A 21,109-nucleotide genomic window follows, 5' to 3' on the forward strand; every position below is an offset into this window, starting at 1 on the left:
GGGGATTTCATCTGTCAACTCCAGTCACGAATTCAGGGCCAAGCCTATGACCATCCCACTGTCCCAGCGCGTCCAGCGGATCAAGCCGTCACCCACCCTCGCCGTCACCGCCCGCGCCGCCGCCATGCGCGCCGCAGGCCATGACGTCATCGGCCTCGGGGCCGGGGAGCCGGACTTCGACACCCCCGAGCACATCAAGCAGGCGGCCATCGAGGCCATCAGGGCGGGGATGACCAAGTATACGCCCGTGGACGGGATTCCCTCTTTGAAACAGGCGGTGATCGCCAAGTTCCGCCGCGACAACGGCCTGGAATACCAGCCGGACCAGATCCTGGTGTCCTGCGGCGGCAAGCAGAGCTTCTACAACCTGGCCCAGGCGCTGCTGGACGCGGGCGACGAGGTGATCATCCCCGCCCCCTACTGGGTGTCCTATCCCGACATGGTGCTGCTGGCCGACGCCAAGCCGGTGATCGTCGCCGCAGGACAGGACCAGAAATTCAAGATCACCCCCGCCCAGCTGGAGGCGGCCATCACCCCCCGGACCAAACTGTTCGTCCTCAACAGCCCCTCCAATCCCACGGGGCAGGCCTACAGCCGCGAGGAGCTGGCCGGATTGGCCGAGGTGCTGCTGAAGCATCCCCAGGTGGTCATCGCCAGCGACGACATGTACGAGCACATCGTCTGGGAGGCGGGCGGTTTCTGCAACATCCTCAACGTCTGCCCCGAGCTGTACGACCGCACCCTGGTGCTCAACGGCGTCTCCAAGGCCTATTCCATGACCGGCTGGCGCATCGGTTACGCCGGGGGACCCAAGGAAGTCATCCAGGCGATGAAGAAGATCCAGTCCCAGAGCACCTCCAATCCCACCTCCATCTCCCAAGCCGCCGCCCAGGCGGCCTTGGAGGGGGACCAGTCCTGCATCGCCGAAATGCTCAAGGCCTTCAAACAGCGCCACGACTTCGTGGTGGAACGGCTCAACCGCATCCCCGGCATCGACTGCCTGGCCACCGACGGCACCTTCTACGTCTTTCCCAATGTGGAAGGCATGATCGCCGCTCTCGATGGCATCGACGACGACGTGGCCCTGGCGGAATACCTGATCGAGAAGGCGGGCGTGGCCCTGGTGCCCGGCTCGGCCTTCGGCGCCCCTGGACACGTGCGCATTTCCATCGCCACCAGCATGGAGAATCTGCAACAGGCGCTGGAGCGGATTGTGACAGTGGCAGGCTGAGGGCTTTTCAGCCGGCGGCGGATCTCATCTCGGCCGTTTCCTGCCCTTGCAGCAGGCGGGCGAGGGCCGCGTCGCGTTCCTGGGCTTCCGCGCCCCGGCGTTGAAACTCTCGGGATTGCAAACATCAGTATCCAAACCCGGGGGATGTTAAAGGACAGCAGACAGGACGGAGGTTTGATCTTGGCGGCGTCCGCGACGTGGCAGCGGCTCAGTTGCGCAGGGCGTGGATCGGCGCCGGGATGCGCCCGCCGAGGCGGATGAAGCCCTCGCCGCCGGCGCGCACCGGCATCACCGGCGCCTCGCCGAACAGGCCGCCGAACACCGCCACCTCCCCCGGCCCCTTGCCGGGGACCGGGATCAGGCGGCAGGCGGTGGTCTTGTGGTTCATGACCCCGATGGCGCATTCGTCGGCGATGATCCCGGCGAGGGTCTCGGCGGCGGTGTCGCCGGGGATGCACACCATGTCCAGCCCCACCGAGCAGATGGCGGTCATGGCCTCCAGTTTCTCGATGGCCAGATGGCCGGCGGCGGCCGCCTGGGCCAGCACCGTGTCCTCGCTCACCGGAATGAAGGCCCCCGACAGCCCGCCCACCGACGAGGAGGCGAAGGCCCCGCCCTTCTTGACCGCATCGGTCAAAAGGGCCAGGGCGGCGGTGGAGCCGGCGGCGCCGATGTTTTCGATTCCCATGGCCTGGAGGATCTCCCCCACCGAGTCGCCGATCTTGGGAGTCGGCGCCAGGGACAGATCGACGATACCGAAGGGTACCCCCAGGCGCTGGGCCAGGGCGGTGCCGATCAGCTCGCCGATGCGGGTGACGCGGAAGGCGGTGTGCTTGATCTCCTCGGCGATTTCCCCCAGATCGGGGTGCGCGGTATGCGCCCGCAGCCGCTCCACCGCCCGCTTGACCACGCCGGGACCGGAGACGCCGACGTTGATGACGCATTCCGGCTCCCCGGCCCCGTGCAGGGACCCGGCCATGAAGGGATTGTCGTCGGGGACGTTGGCGAACACCACCAGCTTGGCGCAGCCGAAGCCGTCGGCCTCGGCGGTGCGCCGGGCCAGTTCCAGAAGCGAGCGGCTGACCGCCAGGATCGCGTCCATGTTGATGCCGGCGCGGGAGGAGGCCACGTTGACCGAGCCGCACACCCGCAAGGTGTCTCCCAGGGCCTCGGGAAGGGCGGCGATGAGGCGGCGGTCGGCCTCGGTTTCCCCCTTTTCCACCAGGGCGGAGAAGCCGCCGATGAAATCGACGCCGCTGTCCGCCGCCGCCTGGTCCAGCGTCCGGGCGATGCGCACCAGCCCGTCGTGGTCGTGACCGGCGGCCCACCAGGCCACCGGGGTGACGGCGATGCGGTAGTTGACGATGGGGATGCCGTAGCGGTCCGAGACCGCCCGTCCCTCCGTCACCAGCCGGCCGGCGAGGCGATGGATCTTGTCCCGCACCTTGCCGCAGCAGGCGGCCAGGTCGGGATCGGCGCAGTCCATCAGGTTGACCCCCAGGGTCACGGTGCGCACGTCGCAGTTCTCGTCCTGGAACATGCGCAGGGTCATGAGGATGTCCTCGATGCGCATCATGGCTGCACCAGGCGGCGGATGGCGCCCACCTCGCTGGTGGTGCGGAGGATGTCCCGGTGGAGCAGGTGGAGATCGACGCCGAGCCTTTCCGCCAGTGCCGGCAACCCGGTGCGCAGGCCCTCAAGGGCAGCGGCATTGCGGGGATGGACCTGAAAGATCATGGTGATGTTCCCTGCCTCGCTGCGGGTGTAGAGATCCTCGATGTTGACGTCATGCCCGGCCAGAAACCGGGTGACCGCGGCGATCAGCCCCGGCCGGTCCGGTCCCTGGACGGTGAGGAAGTGGACCTGGGCGCCCTCTGCCGGCTGGAACAGCGGTTCGGGCCGATAGCGGCGCACGTGGACCGCAAGTCCCAGTTCCGGGCGGGCCTGTTCCACGGCCTGCTTGATGCGGGCCGGGTCCAGCCCCGCCGGCAGGTCGGCGCGCAGGATCAGGGTGAAGTAGCCGCCCATCACCGTCTGGCTCAGCTCGGTGACGTTGCCGCCCAGCGCGAACACCGCTTCGGTGATGGCGGCGATGATGCCGGGACGGTCCCTGGCGGTGACGGCGAGAACGAAGGCTTCGGTCTTCATTTCGGCCACACCCGCCACAGCAGCAGCAAAATGGCGCCGAACTGGGAGATCCAGAACAGGAAGCTCCATTTGAGCCAGGTGAGCTGGGCCCGGGAGATATCGGAATTCAAATCCACCCGCAGCCGGGCGATTTCCACCTTGAGTTCGGATCTCACCTTTTCGGTTTCCAGCCGGAGGTTTTCGATTTCCTTGGTGAGATCGGTGCGAACCTGCTCAATCTCCACTTTGAGATCGGCCCGCACTTGTTCGATCTCTTTGGTGAGATCGGCGCGAACCTGTTCGATTTCCTTGGTGAGATCGGCGCGGACTTTCTCGATCTCTTTGGTAAGGTCGGTACGGACTTGTTCGATTTCCACCTTGAGACCGGCGCGGACCTGCCCGATTTCCTTAGTGAGATCGGCCCGGACCTGCTCGATTTCCACCCGGAGTTCCGCCCTGATCTGCTCGATTTCCTTGCGAACCTGCTCGATCTCCCTGAGCAGCTTCAATTCGGTTTCCCGCAGATCCCGGCGGGTGGCCATGTCCCCCAGGTTGGGATAGCGTTCCTCCAGCGCCTCGAACGCCTCGGCGATGATCTTGGCGCGGGTTTTGTCGTCCGGCGCGGTGGCAAGGCGCTCGTAAAGATCGATGACGGAAGGCATGACGGTCGCTGCCATTCTTTGGGATTTGACTCCGTATGGTAGCACAAGGGCGAGCTGTCGCCCGGCAGGGGATTCGGGTAGAATGCCGATTTCATCCGTTTCAGCGCTCCGTCTTTGGCATCCGATTCCAGCCGTTTTCCCGATTACCATGACCTGGTCTTGCTGCGCCAGCAGCATCCGGCCTGGCGCCTGTTGGCCGCCGCCCATGCGCCTTTGGTGCTCACCTTGCTGCATACTGCCTTCATCGCTCCCAACCGCCGTGCTCTGCCCCGCCAGCAGTTGATCGCCCTCCTCGACGACCTGCTTTTCGACCTGCGCCAGCAGGTGGGCGGGGACGCCTTTCCCAAAGCGGCGGCCGCCTATCTGGACGACTGGGCCGGGGACGACAAGGGCTGGCTGCGTAAGTACTATCCCGAGGACAGCGACGAGCCCCACTACGATCTGACCCCGGCGGCGGTGCAGGCGTTGGAGTGGGTGGCCGGGTTGCAGCGGCGCGAGTTCGTCGGCACCGAATCGCGTCTGCTGCTGGTCTTCGAGCTGCTGCGGCAGATGGCCGAGGGCAGCGAGACCGACCCCGAAGCCCGCATCGCCGAGCTGGAACGCCGCCGGGGCGAGATCGACGCCGAGATCGAACGCATCCGCAGCGGCCAGCTGGAACTGATGGACCCAACCCGCCTGCGCGACCGTTTCCTGCAGATGCAGGACACCGCCCGTCGCCTGCTGGCCGATTTCCGCGCCGTGGAACAGAACTTCCGCGAACTCGACCGCCGCGTGCGCGAGCGCATCGCCACCTGGGAGGGCGGCAAGGGGGAGTTGCTGGCGGAAGTGTTCGGCCATACCGACGCCATCGCCGATTCCGACGAAGGCCGCAGCTTCCGCGCCTTCTGGGATTTCCTCATGGACCCGCGGCGCCAGGAGACGCTGACCGGCTTGCTGGAAAAGATCCTGGCGCTGGAACCGATCCGCCAGCTCCGCCCCGACCCGCGCCTGCGCCGTATCCACTACGACTGGCTCGAGGCCGGCGAGGCCACCCAGCGCACCGTCGCCCGGCTGTCCCAGCAGCTGCGGCGCTGGCTCGACGACCAGACCTGGCTGGAGAACCGCCGCATCATGGCCCTGCTGCGCGACATCGAGCAGCACGCCATCGCCGTCCGCGAGTGCCCGCCGCCGGGGGATTTCATGACCGTGGACGCCGCCGCCCCGGCCATCGAACTGGTGATGGAGCGCCCCCTGTTCCAGCCTTCCGCCCGCATCCGCATCGAGGACCGGGTGGTGGTGGAAGGGGAGGCGGGGACGCTTGACGAGGCCCTGTTCAAGCAGCGCTTCGTCGACCGCGAGGCGCTGGCGGACCACATCCGCCGCCTGCTGCGCTCCCAGTCCCGGGTGTCCCTGGCCCAGGTGGTGGCGGCCCGCCCCCTGGCGGAAGGGTTGGCGGAACTGCTGACCTATCTGGAGCTGGCCGAGGCCGACCCCAGGGCGGTGGTGGACGACGGCCGCAGCGAAACCATCGACTGGACCGGCGGCGACGGCGTCGTCCGCCGCGCCCGTGTGCCCCTGATTCTGTACTGCCGCTGAGGAACCGAATGGAAGACCCGTTGCCCCAGGTGCTGATTCCGCTGCTCAAAGGGGTGGTTTATGCCGAGGCCGACCCGCCCCGCTGGCAGAAGCTTTTGGACCTGCAGGCGAGGATCCGCGAGGTGACGGGCCTCATGGGCCTGGAGCTGATCATCGACGAGGCCGAAGGCCACGCTTTCCTGCGCCAGCGGGAATTCGTCGCGGAGGAAACGCCGTTGCCGCGGCTGGTGCCGCGCCGCCCCCTGAGCTTTCCGGTGAGCCTGCTGCTGGCGCTGCTGCGCCGCCGCCTGCTGGAATTCGACCAGAGCGGCGCAGACACCCGCCTGGTGCTGCACCGCGACGACATCGCCGAAATGGTGCGGGTGTTCCTGCCCGAATCCAGCAACGAGGCCAAATTGCTCGACCGCCTCGACCGCGACCTCAAGCGCATCGAGGAATTGGGCTTCCTGCGCCGCCTCAAGGGGCAGGAACACCTGTTCGAGGTGCAGCGGATTCTCAAGAGCTTCGTCGACGCCCAGTGGCTGGGGGAATTCAACGAACGGCTGGCGGCGTATCGCAAGCATTTGGAAGAGGAAGACTGACATGGCCGCTCAAATCGAACTTCTCCCCTTCGCTGCCGGCGACCGCCCCGGTTTCCGGCTCCATCGTCTGGAAGTGCGCAACTGGGGCACCTTCCACGACAAGGTCTGGAAACTGGAACCGAGCGGGGCCGATCTGCTGCTCACCGGCGACATCGGTTCCGGCAAGTCCACCCTGGTGGACGCCCTGACCACCCTGCTGGTGCCGCCCCAGAAGCTGGCCTACAACCGCGCCGCCGGGGCCGAGGCCAGGGAGCGCGATTTTCGAAGCTACGTGCTCGGCTACTACAAGTCGGCCCGCAGCGAGGAGGCGGCGGGCGTCAGGGGGGCCAAACCGGTTTCGCTGCGCGACCCCGGTTGCTGCAGCGTCATTCTCGCCCACTTCCGCAGCGAGGATCTGGACCAGGATCTCACTCTGGCGCAGGTGTTCTGGTTCCGCGACCCGGCGGGCCAGCCGGCGCGTTTCTATGTCCTGGCCGAGCGGGCGCTCGCCATCGCCGCACATTTCGGCGGTTTCGGCGGCGAGATCGGCCGTCTCAAGAAGCGCCTGCGCCAGTCCGGCTGCGAGCTGTTCGACAGCTTCAGCGCCTATGGGGCGGCTTTCCGCCGCCGCCTCGGCATCCCCTCGGAACTGGCCCTGGAGCTGTTCCACCAGACCGTGTCGATGAAGTCGGTGGGCAACCTGACCGACTTCGTCCGCCGCCACATGCTGGAGCCGCCCCAGGTGCAGCGTCGCATCGAGGCTTTGGTCGCCCACTTCGACGACCTTACCCGCGCCCACCAGGCCATCCTCAAGGCCCGGGACCAGATCGAACGCCTCAAACCCCTGGTGGCCGACTGCGACCGCCACCAGCAGCTGGAAGCCGAGGCCGGCCGACTGCGCCGGGCCCGCGAGGCGCTGGGTTTCCATTTCGCCGCCCTCAAGCGCGAGCTGTTGGCAAAGCGCCTGGAGAAACTGGCGGTCGAGCGCGACCGGGGCCAGGCGCAACTGGCGGCGCTCGACCGTCGCCGCGGCGAATTGCAGGCCCAGCGCGACGAACTGCGCCACGCCATCGCCGAACAGGGCGGCGACCGGCTGGCGCGCCTGGAACACAACATCGGCCAGAAAGACCGGGAATGCCAACAGCGCCGCAGGCAGTCCGAACGCTACGCCGAGCTGGCCGCCGCCCTGGGACTCCCGTCCCGGCCGGATGCGGCCACTTTCGTCGCCAACCGCAGGGCTGTCGCGGCCGAGCGCGAAGCGCTGGAGGACCGCCGCGCCGAATTGCAGAACCGCTACACCGACGCCAGCGTCGAATTCCGCCGTCTCAACGAGCGCCACCGGGAGCTGAGCGCGGAGATCGAATCCCTGGAACAGCGCCGCTCCAACATCCCTGCGCAGATGCAGCGGCTGCGTCAGGCGTTGTGCCAGGCCCTGGAACTGGCGGAAGAGGAACTGCCTTTCGCCGGCGAGTTGCTCCAGGTGCGCGAGGACGAGCGCGCCTGGGAGGGGGCCGCCGAGCGCCTGCTGCACCCGTTCGGCCTTTCCCTGCTGGTGCCCGATGCCCATTATGCGGCGGTCAGCGCCTGGGTGGACCGTACCCACCTCGGCGGCCGCCTGGTCTATTACCGGGTGCGGGATCAGGTCGCCCCCCGCAAACGGACCCAGCCCGACAGTCTGGTGGACAAGCTGGAGATCAAACCCGACTCAGCTTTCTATCCGTGGCTGGAGCGGGAGTTGTCCCACCGTTTCGACTACCGCTGCTGCGACGATCTGGCGGACTTCCGCCGCGCCGACCGCGCCGTCACTGCCAGCGGTCAGGTCAAGAGCGGCGGCGACCGCCACGAGAAGGACGACCGCCACCCCATCGGCGACCGCCGCCACTACGTCCTGGGCTGGAGCAACGCCGCCAAGCTCGCCGCCCTGCGTCAGGACCGTGAGGCCCTGGAAGTACAGATCCACCGGGCCGCCGAGACCATCGCCGCCCTGGAGAAGGAACGGCGTGACCTGGAGACGCGCCAGGACACCTTGACCCGGCTGGCCCAGTTCGACGACTTCCAGCTTCTGGACTGGCAGCCCCTGGCCCTGGAGCTCGAGGCGCTGCAACGCCAGTTCGAGGCTTTGAAGGCAGCCTCCGACGTGCTCCGCACCCTCCAGGCCCAGCTGGAAGCGCTGGAAGCGGAACTGAAGGCGGTGGAGAAGCAGCGCGACGACTGCCTCGGCGACATCCAGGCCAAGGCAGTGCAGATCGACCAGTGCCGGGCGCAGCAGGCCGAGTGCGAGACGCTGCTGGCCGACCGCCCCGCGGAAACCGAGGCCGCCCTGGCTGACCTGCGCCAGTGGCAGGCCGAGGCCCTGGGAGACGCCCGCCTAATCCTGGAAACCTGCGATGCCCGCGAGCGCGACTACCGTGCCTGGCTCGGGGCCGCCATCGACCGTCTCGACAAGCAGATCGGCCGCTTGCGCGAACGCATCGTCCGCGCCATGACCGACTACCGCCACGCCTATCCCGCCGACACCCGGGAAGTGGACGCCGACCCGGCCGCCGCCGGCGACTACCGCGCCATGCTGGAAGCCCTGGAACGGGACGACCTGCCGCGCTTCGAGGCCCGTTTCCGCGCCCTGCTCAACGAGAACACCCTGCGCGAGGTGGCCAACTTCCAGGCCCATCTGCACCAGGAGCGCCAGGCCATCGGCGAGCGCATCGATGCCATCAATCAGGCCCTCCGCGGTATCGACTACAATCCCGGCCGCTACATCCGTCTCGAGGCCCGCGACAATGTCGATCCCGACATCCGCGGCTTCCGCCACGAGCTGCGCCTGTGCACCGAAGGGGCCCTCATCTCCGGCGACGATCCCGCCGAGGCCGAGGCGCGTTTCCTCCGGGTCAAGGCCCTGATCGAACGCTTCCGCGGGCGCGAGGGCAGCGCCGAGAGCGACCGCCGCTGGACCGCCCAGGTCACCGACGTGCGCAACTGGTTCCTGTTCGCCGCCTCCGAGTGCTGGCGCGAGGACGACAGCGAGCACGAGCACTACGCCGACTCCAGCGGCAAGTCCGGCGGTCAGAAGGAAAAGCTCGCCTACACCGTCCTCGCCGCCAGCCTCGCCTACCAGTTCGGTCTGGCCACCGCTCCCCACCGCCCCCGCAGTTTCCGCCTGGTGGTCATCGACGAGGCCTTCGGCCGCGGATCCGACGACTCGGCCCGCTACGGCCTGGAGCTGTTCCAGCGTCTCGGGCTGCAGCTTCTGATCGTCACCCCGCTGCAGAAGATCCACGTCATCGAACCCTACGTGGCGGCGGTGGGTTTCGTCTTCAACCGCGAGGGCCGCCAGTCGCTGCTGCGCCAATTGACGGTGGAGACCTACCGGGCCGAGCGTGACGCCCGGCAATCGCTAGAAGAATGACGGCGGCGACCTGGACCACCCCCGCCGATCTGCGCCGGCGCCTGCAAAAACGCTGGCGGCGGGGGGATTTTCTTACCGGCGCGGTGGCCTTCCCCCTGCGCCTGCCCCTGAAAGGGCCGACGGCGGCGGCGGTGACCGGACGGTTCGAGGCGGTGCGCGCCTGGGTGCGGGACTGGCAGGCGCAGGAAGGGCGCCTGGAACTGGAATGGCGCAGCGTCCGGGCCGCCATCGGCAGCCAAAGGCTGCCGGCGGCGGTGGTGTTCGCCGACCGGGCGCGGCTGCTGCGCTTTCTGGGACGACAGGCGGCGCAGGACGCCCGCCGTTTCGAGGTCTTGGAGGCCGAAACCCTGGAGCGTTTCCCCGAACTGGCCGACTGGCTCCAACGCCATCCGTTAACTGTTCTGAAAAAGGCGGCGCACTGGGACAAAGTGCTCGCCGTCCTCGACTGGTTCAAGGACCATCCCCGCAGCGGCCTGTACCTGCGCCAGCTCGACATCCCCGGAGTGGACACCAAGTTCATCGAATCCCGCAGGAAGCTGTTTGCGGACCTGCTCGACCGGGTGCTGCCGCCGGAAGCCATCGATGCCACCCAGCGCGGCGCCGCAGGCTTCGAGGCCCGCTACGGCCTGCGTCCCAAGCCGGTCCTGATCCGGTTCCGGTTGCTGGATCCGGGGTTGTATTTGCACGGCCTGACCGATCTGTCCGTGCCCCTGGCGGAGTTCGCCCGGCTGGAACCTCAGGCGGAACGGCTCTTCGTCACCGAGAACGAGGTCAACTTTCTCGCCTTTCCGCCGGTCGCGCGGGGGCTGGTGATCTTCGGTCGCGGCTTCAACGTCTCGGTGCTGGGGGAGATCGGATGGCTGCAGCAGCGGGACATCCATTACTGGGGCGACATCGACACCCACGGCTTTGCCATCCTCTCACGGCTGCGCGCCCACCTGCCGCGAGTCCACAGCCTGCTCATGGACCGCGCCACCCTGCTGGTCCACCGCCACGCCTGGGTCGAGGAGCCGTCCCCCACGGCTGCGGATCTCTCCCGGCTGACGCCGGAGGAACGCGCCCTCTACGGCGATCTGCGCCGCGACCGTCTCGGCGAGCGGGTGCGGCTGGAGCAGGAGCGGGTGGGGTACGGCTGGGTGCGGCGTTATCTCGAGGCCCTCTGAGGGCGCAGGGTAACGGCGAGGTTCGCCAACATCGGTTAAACTTGGCACCGTCAACCGCAACCGGGAGCCCCGATGTCCGAACCCCGCTATCTCAACCGCGAACTGAGCCTGCTGGCTTTCCACCGCCGGGTGCTGGCGATGGCCGAGGATGAGTCCCTGCCGCTGCTGGAGCGGTTGCGCTTTCTGTGCATCTCCAGTTCCAATCTGGACGAGTTCTTCGAGGTGCGGGTGGCTGCGGTAAAGCAGAAGATCGCGCTCAGGGTGCGCGAGACCGGCGTGGACAAGGCCGATCCGGTCGCCCTGCTGCAAGCATTGCGGCAGCGGGTGCGGGCGATGATCGACGACCAGTACCGCCTGCTCAACGCGGATTTGATTCCCGCCCTGGCCGGCGAGGGCATTTACTTCCTGCGCCGGGACCACTGGAACGCGCGGCAGCGCGCCTGGCTGGCCGATTACATGCGCCAGTGGGTGTTGCCGGTGGTGACGCCCCTGAGCATCGATCCGGCCCATCCGTTCCCGCGCATCGCCAACAAAAATCTGCACTTCATCGTCAGCCTCCACGGCAAGGACGCCTTCGGGCGCAGCCACCGCTATGCCCTGATTCCCATTCCCCGCACCCTGCCGCGGCTGGTGAAGCTGCCGGATGAGGTGGCTGGGGAGGGCGTCGCCTTCGTGTTCCTTTCCTCGGTGATCCACGCCTTCGTCGGCGACTTGTTTCCGGGGCTGACGGTGGAGGGTTGCTATCAGTTCCGCGTCACCCGCGACACCGAGCTCTACATCGACGAGGAGGAAATGGAGGACCTCAAGCGCGAGCTCCAGGGCCGGCTGGAACAGCAGCGCCGCTTCGGCCGCGCGGTGCGCCTGGAGGTGTCGGACAACTGTCCCGAGGCCGTGGCGGAATACCTGTGCCGTCAGCTGCAGGTGGAAGCGGAGGACCTGTACCGGGTCAACGGGCCGGTCAATCTGCACCGGCTGGAATCGGTCTATGACGACGTTTCCCGTCCCGATCTCAAGTTTCCCGATTTCACCCCGGTGCTGCCGGCGCGGCTGGAAGACGCGGAGGACTATTTCGCCGTCCTGCGCCGCGGCGAGGTGCTGCTGCACCATCCTTACGACGCCTTCACCCCGGTGGTGGATCTGGTGCGCCAGGCGGCCGCCGATCCCGACGTGCTCGCCATTCGCCAGACCCTCTACCGCACCGCCTCGCGCTCGGCTATCGCCGACGCGCTGGTGCAGGCGGCCCGGAACGGCAAGGAAGTGACCGCGGTGATCGAGCTGCGGGCCCGCTTTGACGAGGCCGACAACATCCGTCTCGCCGAGCGGCTGTATCAGGCCGGCGTCCACGTGGTTTACGGGGTGGTGGGGTACAAGACCCACGCCAAGATGCTGCTGATCGTCCGCCGCGAGGGGAAGGGGGTGCGCCGTTACGTCCATTTGGGCACCGGCAACTACCACGAGATCACCGCCCGTTTCTACACCGACATCGGCCTGCTCAGCGCCGATCCGGTGCTGGCCGAGGACGTACAGCGGGTGTTCCTCCAGCTCACCGGCCTGGGCCACGCGGTGGCGCTCAACAAGCTGGTCCAGGCGCCTTTCGGCCTCCACTGCTTCCTCCTCGACCGCATCCAGCGCGAGACGGAACTGGCGCGCCAGGGCCGCAAGGGGCGCATCATCGCCCGCATGAACGGGTTGGAGGATCCGGAGATCATCGACGCCCTCTACGCCGCCTCCCAGGCGGGGGTGCGGATCGACCTCATCGTCCGCGGCATCTGTTGCCTGCGGCCCGGCGTCGAGGGACTGTCGGAGAACATCCGGGTGCGCTCGGTCCTGGGACGGTTTTTGGAGCACAGCCGGGTGTTCTACTTCGGCAACGACGGCGACCCGGTGGTGTACGGATCCAGCGCCGACTGGCTGATCCGCAACCTGCACCGCCGGGTCGAGGTGGCCTTCCCCATCCAGCCCCGCCCCCTCAAGCGCCAGGCGATCCGCGAGGCGCTGCGCTATTACCTGCGCGATACCGCCGGCGCCTGGGAGCTGCGTTCTGATGGCGAATACCGCCGGGTGCGGCGCCGGGGCAGGCCGTTCTCGGCCCAGGCGCAGCTGCTGGCGGATCGGCAGCCTCAGTGAATCACGATTTTCGGAAACGGTCGCTTCAGGCCGACGGCGCTGTCCAGCCCCAAGGCGCCGTCGAGTCCGGCGCCGCGCAGATCGGCCCCGGTGAAGTCGGCGTTGTCCAGATGGGCCTCGCGCAGGTCGGCGTTTTTGAGCTTGGCCTGGCGCAGGCTGGCACCGGATAGGTCAGCCCGGTACAGATTGATGTTCTCCAGATTGGCCTTGTCCAGTTTGGCAAACCGCAGCAGCACCCGGTTGAAGTCGGCGTTTTTGAGATGGGCGCCGGTGAAATCCGCCTTGTTGCAGCTGGCCCGCATCAGGCCCATGCTCTGGTTCTTCATGTCGGCGCCCCAGTAGGCGTTTTCGAGGTCCGCCCCTGCCAGCTTGGCCCGGTCGAGAGTGGCGACGACCCGAGTGTTCCTCAGGTTGGCCCCGGTAAGGTCGGCGTCGATCATGATGACGCCGAAGATGCTCGCCCCTTCCAGATTGGCTCCCACCAGCTTGGCGCCGCGCATCACCGTCAGATCCAGATTCTGGCCCTGGAGGTTGGTGTGGGACAGATCGGCGTAACGCAGGTCGGCCCCCCACAGATCGGCACGGCGCAAATCCAGGCCGGAAAGGTCGACGTGCTTGAGATCCTTGCGCCGCAGATCCGCCGGTTTGTCGGGCGTGGCCTGGTGCAGCAGCGCGATGACCTGCTGACGGGTCAGATCGGCGGCCTCGAGCGCCGGGCTCAGCAAAATAAGCAGCAGCGGGAACAGTCGCCAGATGCGCATCGTGGTCTCCTTCGCGTGGACATCTTACAGGCGGGTATAATAGGCCAATCCAACCAACCGTGACGAGAGACTATGGCAGGACACAGTAAATGGGCGAACATTCGCCATCGCAAGAGCGCGCAGGACGCCAAGCGCGGCAAGATCTTCACCAAGCTGATCCGCGAGCTGACCGTGGCCGCCCGCATGGGCGGGGGCGATCCGGCCAACAACCCGCGCCTTCGCGCCGCCATCGACAAGGCCCTGTCCCACAACATGCCCAAGGACACCATCCAGCGGGCCATCAACAAGGGCACGGGCGCCGGTGACGACAGCAACTACGAAGAAGTCCGCTACGAGGGCTACGGGCCCGGCGGGGTGGCGGTGATGGTCGATTGTCTCACCGACAACCGCAACCGCACCGTGGCCGAGGTGCGCCACGCCTTCACCAAGGCGGGCGGCAACCTGGGCACCGACGGCTCGGTGGCCTACCTGTTCAGCAAGGCCGGGGTGATCAACTTCCCCGCCGGCAGCGACGAGGACGCCATCATGGAAGCGGCGCTGGAGGCCGGGGCTGAGGATGTCGTCGTTCACGACGACGGCAGCATCGAGGTGCTGACCGCGCCGGAGGACTTCGAGGCGGTCAAGAAAGCCCTGGAGGATGCCGGTCTGAAGCCGGAGTCGGCGGAAGTGACCATGCGCGCCAGCACCACCGTCAGCCTCGGCGCGGGGGATGCGGAGAAGATGATCCGTCTGCTGGAGCGGCTGGAGGATCTGGACGACGTGCAGCAGGTCTATTCCAATGCCGACATCAGCGAGGACGTGCTGGAAAAGATCGCCTAGATGGTGCGGATTCTCGGTGTCGATCCCGGCTCCCGGATCACCGGCTACGGCATCGTCGACGCCGAAGGCGCCCGGCTGCAATTGGTGGAGGCAGGGTGTGTGGCCACCGCGTCCAGGCATTTTCCCGCCCGCCTCAAGGCGATCTACGACGGCATCCTGGCCGTGGTGGAAACCTGGCGGCCGGAGGTGCTGGCGGTGGAGCAGGTCTTCATGCACAAGAACGCCGATTCCGCCCTGAAGCTGGGTCAGGCCCGCGGGGCGGCCATCTGCGCCGGTCTGGCGCGGGATCTGCCGGTGCACGAATACGCCACCCGCCAGGTCAAGCAGGCGGTGGTGGGCAGGGGCGGGGCGGACAAGCAGCAGGTGCAGTACATGGTGAAGCTGCTGCTCAACTTCCGGGGCGAACTGGCCCTGGATGCCAGCGACGCTCTGGCCGTGGCCCTGTGCCACGCCCATTATCAACAGACCCGGCAGCGGCTGGCGGTGTCGGCACGATGAGGAAAGGCAGAGGGGATGTCCAGCTTCCGGGACGCTGCCAGTACGTCCCTGTAAGCTCGATACCCGGCCATCCAGGCCGGGTACGCCCTGCAGCTGGACATCCCCTCCACCTTTTTTGGAGCCCATCCCCATGATCGGTTTCCTCCGCGGCCGTCTGGCTCTCAAGCAACCGCCCTCCCTGCTGCTCGACGTGGGCGGCGTGGGTTACGAGGTGGATGCTCCCATGTCCACCTTCTACCAGCTGCCGGAAACCGGCGAAGAGGTGATGCTCTACACCCATCTGGTGGTGCGCGAGGACGCCCACACCCTGTTCGGTTTCGCCACCGAGGCCGAACGCGCCCTGTTCCGCGCCCTGATCCGGGTCAACGGTGTGGGCGCCAAGATGGCCCTGGCGATCCTCTCCGGTTTGAGCTGCGAGGACTTCCACCGTTGCATCGAATTCGGCGACGCCGCCACCCTCCAGCGCCTTCCCGGCATCGGCAAGAAGACCGCCGAGCGCCTCATCGTCGAGATGCGCGACCGTCTCCCGCAACCGTCCGACGCCACCGTCACCCTGCCCGCCGGGACAGCCGCCGATCCTGTGGGTGAGGCTGCCGAGGCGCTGGTGGCCCTCGGCTTCAAACCCGCCGAAGCCGGGCGGCTGTTGAAGCAGGTGGCAGACGAGGCCGATTCGGTGGAGGAACTGATCCGGCTGGCGTTGAAGCAGGTGGGGAGCCGATGACCGCGGAGCGCCTCGTCACCCCCGTCCAAAGCCGCGACGAGGCCGCCCTCGACCGCGCCATCCGCCCCCGGCGGCTGGAAGACTACATCGGCCAGCCCCAGCTCAAGGAGCAGCTGGCGATCTTCATCGAGGCCGCCCGGGGGCGCGGCGAGGCCCTCGACCACGTGCTGATCTTCGGCCCGCCGGGCCTGGGGAAGACCACCCTGGCCCACATCATCGCCGCCGAGATGGGGGTCAACCTGCGCCAGACCTCCGGGCCGGTGCTGGAAAAACCCGGCGACCTGGCTGCCATCCTCACCAACCTGGAATCTCACGACGTGCTGTTCATCGACGAGATCCACCGCCTCAGCCCGGTGGTGGAGGAAGTGCTGTATCCGGCGATGGAGGACTTCCAGCTCGACATCGTCATCGGCGAGGGCCCGGCGGCGCGCTCCATCAAGCTGGATCTGCCGCCCTTCACCCTGGTGGGGGCCACCACCCGTGCGGGGTTGCTGACCTCGCCCCTGCGTGACCGCTTCGGCATCGTCCAGCGCCTGGAGTTCTATTCAGTCGCCGATCTGGGCAGCATCGTCACCCGTTCCGCCCGCATCCTGGGATTGGAGATCGACGCGGGCGGCGCCGAGGAGATCGCCCGCCGCGCCCGCGGCACCCCCCGCATCGCCAACCGCCTGCTGCGGCGGGTGCGCGACTACGCCCAGGTAAAAAGCGACGGCCGGGTCAGCCGCGAGATCGCCGCCGCCGCCCTGGAAATGCTCAAGGTCGATCCCTGCGGCTTCGATCCCCTCGACCGCCAGTTGCTCAAGACCCTGATCGACAAGTTCGACGGCGGCCCCGTCGGCCTCGACAGCCTGGCTGCCGCCATCGGCGAGGAGCGCGGCACCATCGAGGACGTGCTCGAACCCTACCTGATCCAGCAGGGCTACCTGATGCGCACCCCCCGCGGGCGCATGGCGACTCCCAGGGCGTATCTGCATTTCGGCCTGACGCCGCCGACTGCGGTCAGCGAGGATTTGTTCGATGGTTGAGATCCTTCCCTCCCTGATTTGCGCCGATCCCAACCGCCGCTCCGATGCGGTCCGGGAACTGGAATCCCTCGGGGTGGACGGCCTGCACGTGGACATTCTCGACGGCCACTTCAGTCCTTCGCTGCCGCTGGGGATCGAGGCGGTCAGACAGCTGCGGCGGGAGACCGAACTGCCGTTCGACGTCCACCTGATGGTGGCCGACCATGACTATTTCATCGACGCCCTGCTCAACTGCGGGGTGCAGCGCCTGTGCTTCCATCTGGAAGCCGAACCCCACATCGACCGCCGCTTGCAGACGATTCAGGCGGCCGGGGTCGCGCCCGGCGTGGCGCTGAAGCCGGCCACCCCGCTGGGGGTGCTGGAATACTGCCTCGAGCGCATCAATTTCGTCCTGCTGATGCTCATCAACCCCGGCTTTGCCGGTCACAAGGGGGAGGCCCAGGTGCCCTACGCCCGGCGCAAGGTGGCCGCCTGCCGCCGTTTTCTCGACAAGCGCGGGGCAGGCCACGTCGCCATCGAGATCGACGGCCGGGTCGGGTTCGACAATCTGGCCGATCTGGTGGCGGCCGGGGCCGACCGGCTGGTGGCCGGCACCCGCAGCCTGTTCCACCCCGAGGGCGGCCCGGCGGACAACCTGGCCAGGATGCGGCGTCTGGCCGCCGAGGGACTGCAAAGGAGGCAGGATGGCTGAATTTACCTGGCCGGTGCGGGTCTATTACGAGGACACCGACGCCGGCGGCGTGGTCTATTACGCCAATTACCTGAAATTCTTCGAGCGGGCGCGGACGGAATTTTTGCGCGCCCTGGGGTTCGAACAGGATGAACTGCTCGCGCGGGAGGGGATTTTGTTTGTGGTGCGCTCGGTGCAGGCCGATTACCGCCGTCCGGCCCGCTTCAACGACCTTTTGACGGTGAGCTGCGAGGTCACCGAGGTCAAACGCGCCAGCCTGGCGTTTTCCCAGCAGGTGCGGCGCGGCGATACGGTATTGTGCGAGGCGGCGGTGCGGATCGCCTGTCTCGACGCCCGCAGTTTCCGCCCCAGGCCGATTCCCCCCACGCTGATACAAAGGATTATTGATGGGTAGCAATTCGATTCTGGATCTGATCACCGGCGCCAGCCCGGTGGTGCAGGCGGTGATGGCGCTGCTTTTGACCGCCTCGCTGGCCTCGTGGGCGCTGATCTTCCGCAAGTCGCGCCAGCTGGGCGAGGCGGGACGAGCGGCGGAGGCGTTCGAGGCGCGGTTCTGGTCCGGCATCGATCTGGCGGACCTTTACCGCCAGCTGGCCAAGCGCGAGGAGGTGGCCGGGATGGAGGCGGTGTTCTTCGCCGGCTACCGGGAGTTCGCCCGCCTGTTCCGGCAGAACGCCCCGGCGGGATTGCTGGCGGAGAACGTCGAACGCGCCATGGGGGTGGCCATCGGCCGCGAGCTGGACCGCCTCGACCAGCATCTGCCCCTGCTGGCCACGGTCGGTTCCACCAGTCCCTACGTGGGCCTGTTCGGCACCGTGTGGGGGATCATGAACGCCTTCCGCGCCCTGGGCCACGTGCAGCAGGCCACCCTGGCGCTGGTGGCGCCTGGCATCGCCGAGGCCCTGGTGGCCACGGCCATGGGGCTGTTCGCCGCCATTCCGGCGGTGATCGCCTACAACCGCTACACCAGCCGCATCGACCGCCTGGAACGCCGCTACGAACGTTTCGCCGACGAGTTCCTCTGCCTGTTGCAGCGCAAGGCTCTGGAAAAACCATGAAATCCCGCACGCCGCGCCGCCGACCGCTGGCGGACATCAACGTGGTTCCCTACATCGACGTCACCCTGGTGCTGCTGATCATCTTCATGGTCACCGCCCCGTTGCTGCAGAACGGCGTGGACGTAAACCTGCCCCAGGCGGCCGCCAAGCCGGTTCCGCCCGCGGACACCCCGCCGCTGATCGTCACCGTCGGGGCCGATGGTGGTTTCCGGGTCGATCTGGGCGGAGAGCGGGAAACCGTGGACGTCAAGACCCTGCTGGCCAAGGTGCAGGCGGTGCGGAAATACAAGCCCGGCACCAAGATTCTGGTGGCCGGCGACGACAAGGTGGCCTACGGCCGGGTGGTCCAGGTGATGGCGGTGCTGCAGCGGGCCGGCGTGGAACAGGTGGGACTGCTGACCCGGCCGCCGTCATGAGGGACTGGCTGATTCCCTGGCTCAAGTCCCTGGGACTGCACGGCGTGCTGCTGGCGGTGCTGCTGCTGAGCTGGCGGTCGGCGCCGACACCGCCCCCGGCCCCGCCGCAGCCGCCGGAAATCATCGAGGCGGTGGCGGTGGACGAGACCGCGGTCCAGGAACAACTCCAGCGTCTCAAAGCCAGGGAACAGGCCGAAGTCCAGCGCCGCGAGCAGCTCAGACGCCAGCGTCTGGCCGAGGAGCGGCGGCTGCAACAGCTGCGCCGCCGCCAGCAGGAGGAACGCCGGCGCCTCAAAGCGCTGGCCGAGGCCAAACGCCGCAAGGCGGAAGCTGAAGCCCGGCGTCTGGCGGAACTGAAGCAACGCCAGCGCGAGGAGGCCGAGCGCCTCAAGCGCCTGGAGGAAGCACGCAAGGCGGCGGAGCGCAGGCGTCTGGAGGAACAGAAACGCCGGGAGGCGGAAAGGAAGCGCCAGGCCGAGGAAGCCCGCCGCCGGGCCGAGGCGGAGAAAAAACGCCAGGCCGAGGAAGCCCGCCGCCGGGCCGAGGCGGAGAAAAAACGCCAGGCCGAGGAAGCCCGCCGCCGGGCCGAGGCGGAGAAAAAACGCCAGGCCGAAGAAGCCCGCCGCAAGGCCCTCGAGGCCAAGCGCCGGGCGGAGCAGGAAAAGCGCCGCCAGGAAGTGGACAGGCAGGTCAGTCAGACCATGGCCCGGATCGCCCGGGCAGTGGAACGGGTGTGGCTGCGGCCGCCGGGTTTCCATCCCGGGCTTTCCTGTACAATTCGGGTTCAGGTGGCGCCGGGCGGCCGGGTGACCGGGGCGCGGGTGGTCAAGTCCAGCGGCGATCCCCGTTTCGACCGCAGCGCCGAGGTGGCGGTGCGCAAGGCCTCGCCGCTGCCGATCCCGGACGACGCCGAGGTGGCCGGACAATTCCGGGAATTCAATTTAGTGTTCAATCCGATAGGATAACCTTCCATGCGACGCAGATTCTTGGCTTCGTGGCTGGGTCTGGCGCTGTTGCTGTGCAGCGCCGTCCGTGCCGAACTGACCATCGAGATCACCCGCGGCATCGAAGGGGCCATTCCCATCGCCGTGGCGCCCTTCGCCTGGACGGGGCCCACGCCCCCGCCGGTGGACGTGGCGGCGGTGATACGGGCCGATCTGGCCCGCAGCGGTCAGTTCCGCCCCCTCCCGCCCCGGGAAATGCTCACCCGTCCCGCCGCTGTCCCCGAGGCGGTCAACTGGCGGGTGTGGCAGACCCTGGGACAGGATTATCTGGTCATCGGCCGGGTGGAATCCCCCAGCCCGGAACGTTACGAAGTCCAGTTCCACCTGCTCGATGTTTACCGCAAGGAGGCGCTGGCGGGCTACCGTCTGCCGGCAAAATCCACCGGCCTGCGCAAGACCGCCCACCGCATCGCCGATCTCATCTACGAGAAGATCACCGGCAGGCCGGGGGCCTTCGCCACCCGCATCGCCTACGTCACCGTCACCGAGGAGGACGGCCGCCGCATCTACCGGCTGCAGATCGCCGATGCCGATGGTTACAACCCGCGCACGGTGGTGATTTCCCCGGAACCCTTGATGTCGCCGGCATGGTCGCCGGACGGGCAGCAGATCGCCTACGTGTCCTTCGAGCGCCGCCGTCCGGCCATCTATGTGCAGACCCTGGCCACCGGGGCGCGGGAGAAGATCGCCGCCTTCCCCGGCATCAACGGCGCGCCGGCGTGGTCACCGGACGGCGGCAGGCTGGCGCTGACCCTTTCCAAGGACGGCAGTCCTGACATCTATGTGCTCGATCTGGCCAGCCGCCGCCTGCGGCGCCTGACCCACAGCTTCGCCATCGACACCGAGCCGGCGTGGTCGCCGGATGGCAAGACCCTGGTGTTCACTTCCGACCGGGGCGGCAGCCCGCAAATCTATACCATCCCCGCCAAGGGCGGGGCGGTGCGGCGCCTGACCTTCCAGGGCAATTACAACGCCCGCGCCACCTTCTCCCCGGACGGCGGCAAACTGGCTCTGGTCCACGGGGGAGAGGGCTATCGCATTGCCGTGCTCGATCTGGCCAGCGGCCGGCTGCAGGTCCTCACCGACGGCCCCCTGGACGAATCTCCCAGTTTCGCCCCCAATGGCAGTATGATTCTCTATGCCACCCAGGCGGGTGGCCGCGGCCAGTTGGCGGCGGTGTCGGTGGACGGCCGGGTCCGGCAGCGGCTCGGGACCGAGAAAGGGGACGTGCGCGAACCGGCGTGGTCGCCGTTTTGAAGCGGAGGATA

General features: G+C 67.6%; 20 protein-coding genes. 16 read left to right on the forward strand and 4 right to left on the reverse strand.

The window, feature by feature from the left end; translation table 11 throughout:
* The first annotated feature begins 46 nt into the window (after positions 1-46).
* Positions 47-1,231, forward strand: a complete 1,185-nt coding sequence (locus tag MCIT9_RS04270; RefSeq protein ID WP_317706176.1) for a pyridoxal phosphate-dependent aminotransferase — start codon at positions 47-49, stop codon at positions 1,229-1,231.
* A 208-nt stretch (positions 1,232-1,439) separates the two neighbouring features.
* On the opposite strand, the gene MCIT9_RS04275 is transcribed toward MCIT9_RS04270, so the two are convergent.
* Genes MCIT9_RS04275 through MCIT9_RS04285 form a run of 3 tightly spaced genes read right to left on the reverse strand, consistent with a single transcriptional unit; the run spans position 1,440 to position 4,035 of the window.
* On the reverse strand, positions 1,440-2,807 hold the full coding sequence (locus tag MCIT9_RS04275; RefSeq protein WP_317706177.1) for a PFL family protein: 1,368 nt from the start codon (positions 2,805-2,807) through the stop codon (positions 1,440-1,442).
* A complete protein-coding gene (locus MCIT9_RS04280; protein WP_317706178.1) occupies positions 2,804-3,379 on the reverse strand; it encodes a glycine cleavage system transcriptional repressor in 576 nt (191 codons plus the stop codon). Before MCIT9_RS04280 ends, MCIT9_RS04275 begins: the two co-directional genes overlap by 4 nt.
* Entirely contained in the window at positions 3,376-4,035 is a 660-nt protein-coding gene (locus MCIT9_RS04285) for a coiled-coil domain-containing protein (RefSeq protein WP_317706179.1), read from the reverse strand. Before MCIT9_RS04285 ends, MCIT9_RS04280 begins: the two co-directional genes overlap by 4 nt.
* Before the next feature lie 99 nt (positions 4,036-4,134).
* On the opposite strand from MCIT9_RS04285, the gene MCIT9_RS04290 reads away from it, so the two are divergent.
* From MCIT9_RS04290 to ppk1, 5 genes are all read left to right on the forward strand, one after another.
* Positions 4,135-5,595: a DUF3375 domain-containing protein gene (locus tag MCIT9_RS04290; RefSeq protein WP_317706180.1), complete on the forward strand. Its 1,461-nt coding sequence runs from the start codon at positions 4,135-4,137 to the stop codon at positions 5,593-5,595.
* A gap of 8 nt (positions 5,596-5,603) precedes the next feature.
* Positions 5,604-6,176 (forward strand): DUF4194 domain-containing protein, encoded by a 573-nt coding sequence (locus MCIT9_RS04295; protein ID WP_317706181.1) that lies wholly within the window; start codon positions 5,604-5,606, stop codon positions 6,174-6,176.
* Position 6,177: 1 nt separating this feature from the next.
* Positions 6,178-9,558 (forward strand): ATP-binding protein, encoded by a 3,381-nt coding sequence (locus MCIT9_RS04300; protein ID WP_317706182.1) that lies wholly within the window; start codon positions 6,178-6,180, stop codon positions 9,556-9,558.
* Positions 9,555-10,721: a Wadjet anti-phage system protein JetD domain-containing protein gene (locus tag MCIT9_RS04305; protein WP_317706183.1), complete on the forward strand. Its 1,167-nt coding sequence runs from the start codon at positions 9,555-9,557 to the stop codon at positions 10,719-10,721. Before MCIT9_RS04300 ends, MCIT9_RS04305 begins: the two co-directional genes overlap by 4 nt.
* Positions 10,722-10,793: 72 nt before the next feature.
* Positions 10,794-12,848: a polyphosphate kinase 1 gene (gene ppk1, locus MCIT9_RS04310; protein WP_317706184.1), complete on the forward strand. Its 2,055-nt coding sequence runs from the start codon at positions 10,794-10,796 to the stop codon at positions 12,846-12,848.
* Here the strand turns inward: ppk1 and MCIT9_RS04315 are convergent.
* Entirely contained in the window at positions 12,842-13,609 is a 768-nt protein-coding gene (locus tag MCIT9_RS04315) for a pentapeptide repeat-containing protein (RefSeq protein ID WP_317706185.1), read from the reverse strand. The two genes, ppk1 and MCIT9_RS04315, sit on opposite strands and share 7 nt — an antisense overlap.
* A 72-nt stretch (positions 13,610-13,681) precedes the next feature.
* On the opposite strand from MCIT9_RS04315, the gene MCIT9_RS04320 reads away from it, so the two are divergent.
* The 10 genes from MCIT9_RS04320 (at position 13,682) to tolB (ending at position 21,098) form a co-directional block, all read left to right on the forward strand.
* The gene (locus tag MCIT9_RS04320) at positions 13,682-14,428 is read left to right on the forward strand and encodes a YebC/PmpR family DNA-binding transcriptional regulator (RefSeq protein ID WP_317706186.1); all 747 of its coding nucleotides are present in this window, start codon (positions 13,682-13,684) and stop codon (positions 14,426-14,428) included.
* Positions 14,429-14,926 carry a crossover junction endodeoxyribonuclease RuvC gene (ruvC, locus tag MCIT9_RS04325; RefSeq protein WP_317706187.1) on the forward strand — a complete coding sequence of 166 codons (498 nt, stop codon included), beginning with the start codon at positions 14,429-14,431 and terminating at the stop codon, positions 14,924-14,926.
* Between the two features lie 130 nt (positions 14,927-15,056).
* Positions 15,057-15,647 carry a Holliday junction branch migration protein RuvA gene (ruvA, locus tag MCIT9_RS04330; protein ID WP_317706188.1) on the forward strand — a complete coding sequence of 197 codons (591 nt, stop codon included), beginning with the start codon at positions 15,057-15,059 and terminating at the stop codon, positions 15,645-15,647.
* The gene (gene ruvB, locus MCIT9_RS04335; RefSeq protein ID WP_317706189.1) at positions 15,644-16,672 is read left to right on the forward strand and encodes a Holliday junction branch migration DNA helicase RuvB; all 1,029 of its coding nucleotides are present in this window, start codon (positions 15,644-15,646) and stop codon (positions 16,670-16,672) included. Before ruvA ends, ruvB begins: the two co-directional genes overlap by 4 nt.
* Positions 16,665-17,363 (forward strand): ribulose-phosphate 3-epimerase, encoded by a 699-nt coding sequence (locus MCIT9_RS04340; protein ID WP_317706190.1) that lies wholly within the window; start codon positions 16,665-16,667, stop codon positions 17,361-17,363. The genes ruvB and MCIT9_RS04340 overlap by 8 nt, the downstream gene beginning before the upstream one ends.
* On the forward strand, positions 17,356-17,757 hold the full coding sequence (gene ybgC, locus MCIT9_RS04345) for a tol-pal system-associated acyl-CoA thioesterase (RefSeq protein WP_317706191.1): 402 nt from the start codon (positions 17,356-17,358) through the stop codon (positions 17,755-17,757). Before MCIT9_RS04340 ends, ybgC begins: the two co-directional genes overlap by 8 nt.
* Positions 17,750-18,421 (forward strand): protein TolQ, encoded by a 672-nt coding sequence (gene tolQ, locus MCIT9_RS04350; RefSeq protein WP_317706192.1) that lies wholly within the window; start codon positions 17,750-17,752, stop codon positions 18,419-18,421. Before ybgC ends, tolQ begins: the two co-directional genes overlap by 8 nt.
* Complete coding sequence (gene tolR, locus MCIT9_RS04355) at positions 18,418-18,837, forward strand: protein TolR (protein ID WP_317706193.1); 420 nt, start codon at positions 18,418-18,420, stop codon at positions 18,835-18,837. Before tolQ ends, tolR begins: the two co-directional genes overlap by 4 nt.
* Positions 18,834-19,802, forward strand: a complete 969-nt coding sequence (tolA, locus tag MCIT9_RS04360) for a cell envelope integrity protein TolA (protein WP_317706194.1) — start codon at positions 18,834-18,836, stop codon at positions 19,800-19,802. Before tolR ends, tolA begins: the two co-directional genes overlap by 4 nt.
* Positions 19,803-19,808: 6 nt before the next feature.
* Positions 19,809-21,098, forward strand: a complete 1,290-nt coding sequence (tolB, locus tag MCIT9_RS04365; RefSeq protein WP_317706195.1) for a Tol-Pal system beta propeller repeat protein TolB — start codon at positions 19,809-19,811, stop codon at positions 21,096-21,098.
* Positions 21,099-21,109: the final 11 nt, after the last annotated feature.

Origin of the sequence: Methylomarinovum caldicuralii (assembly GCF_033126985.1) — a bacterium.
Taxonomy (GTDB): domain Bacteria; phylum Pseudomonadota; class Gammaproteobacteria; order Methylococcales; family Methylothermaceae; genus Methylohalobius; species Methylohalobius caldicuralii.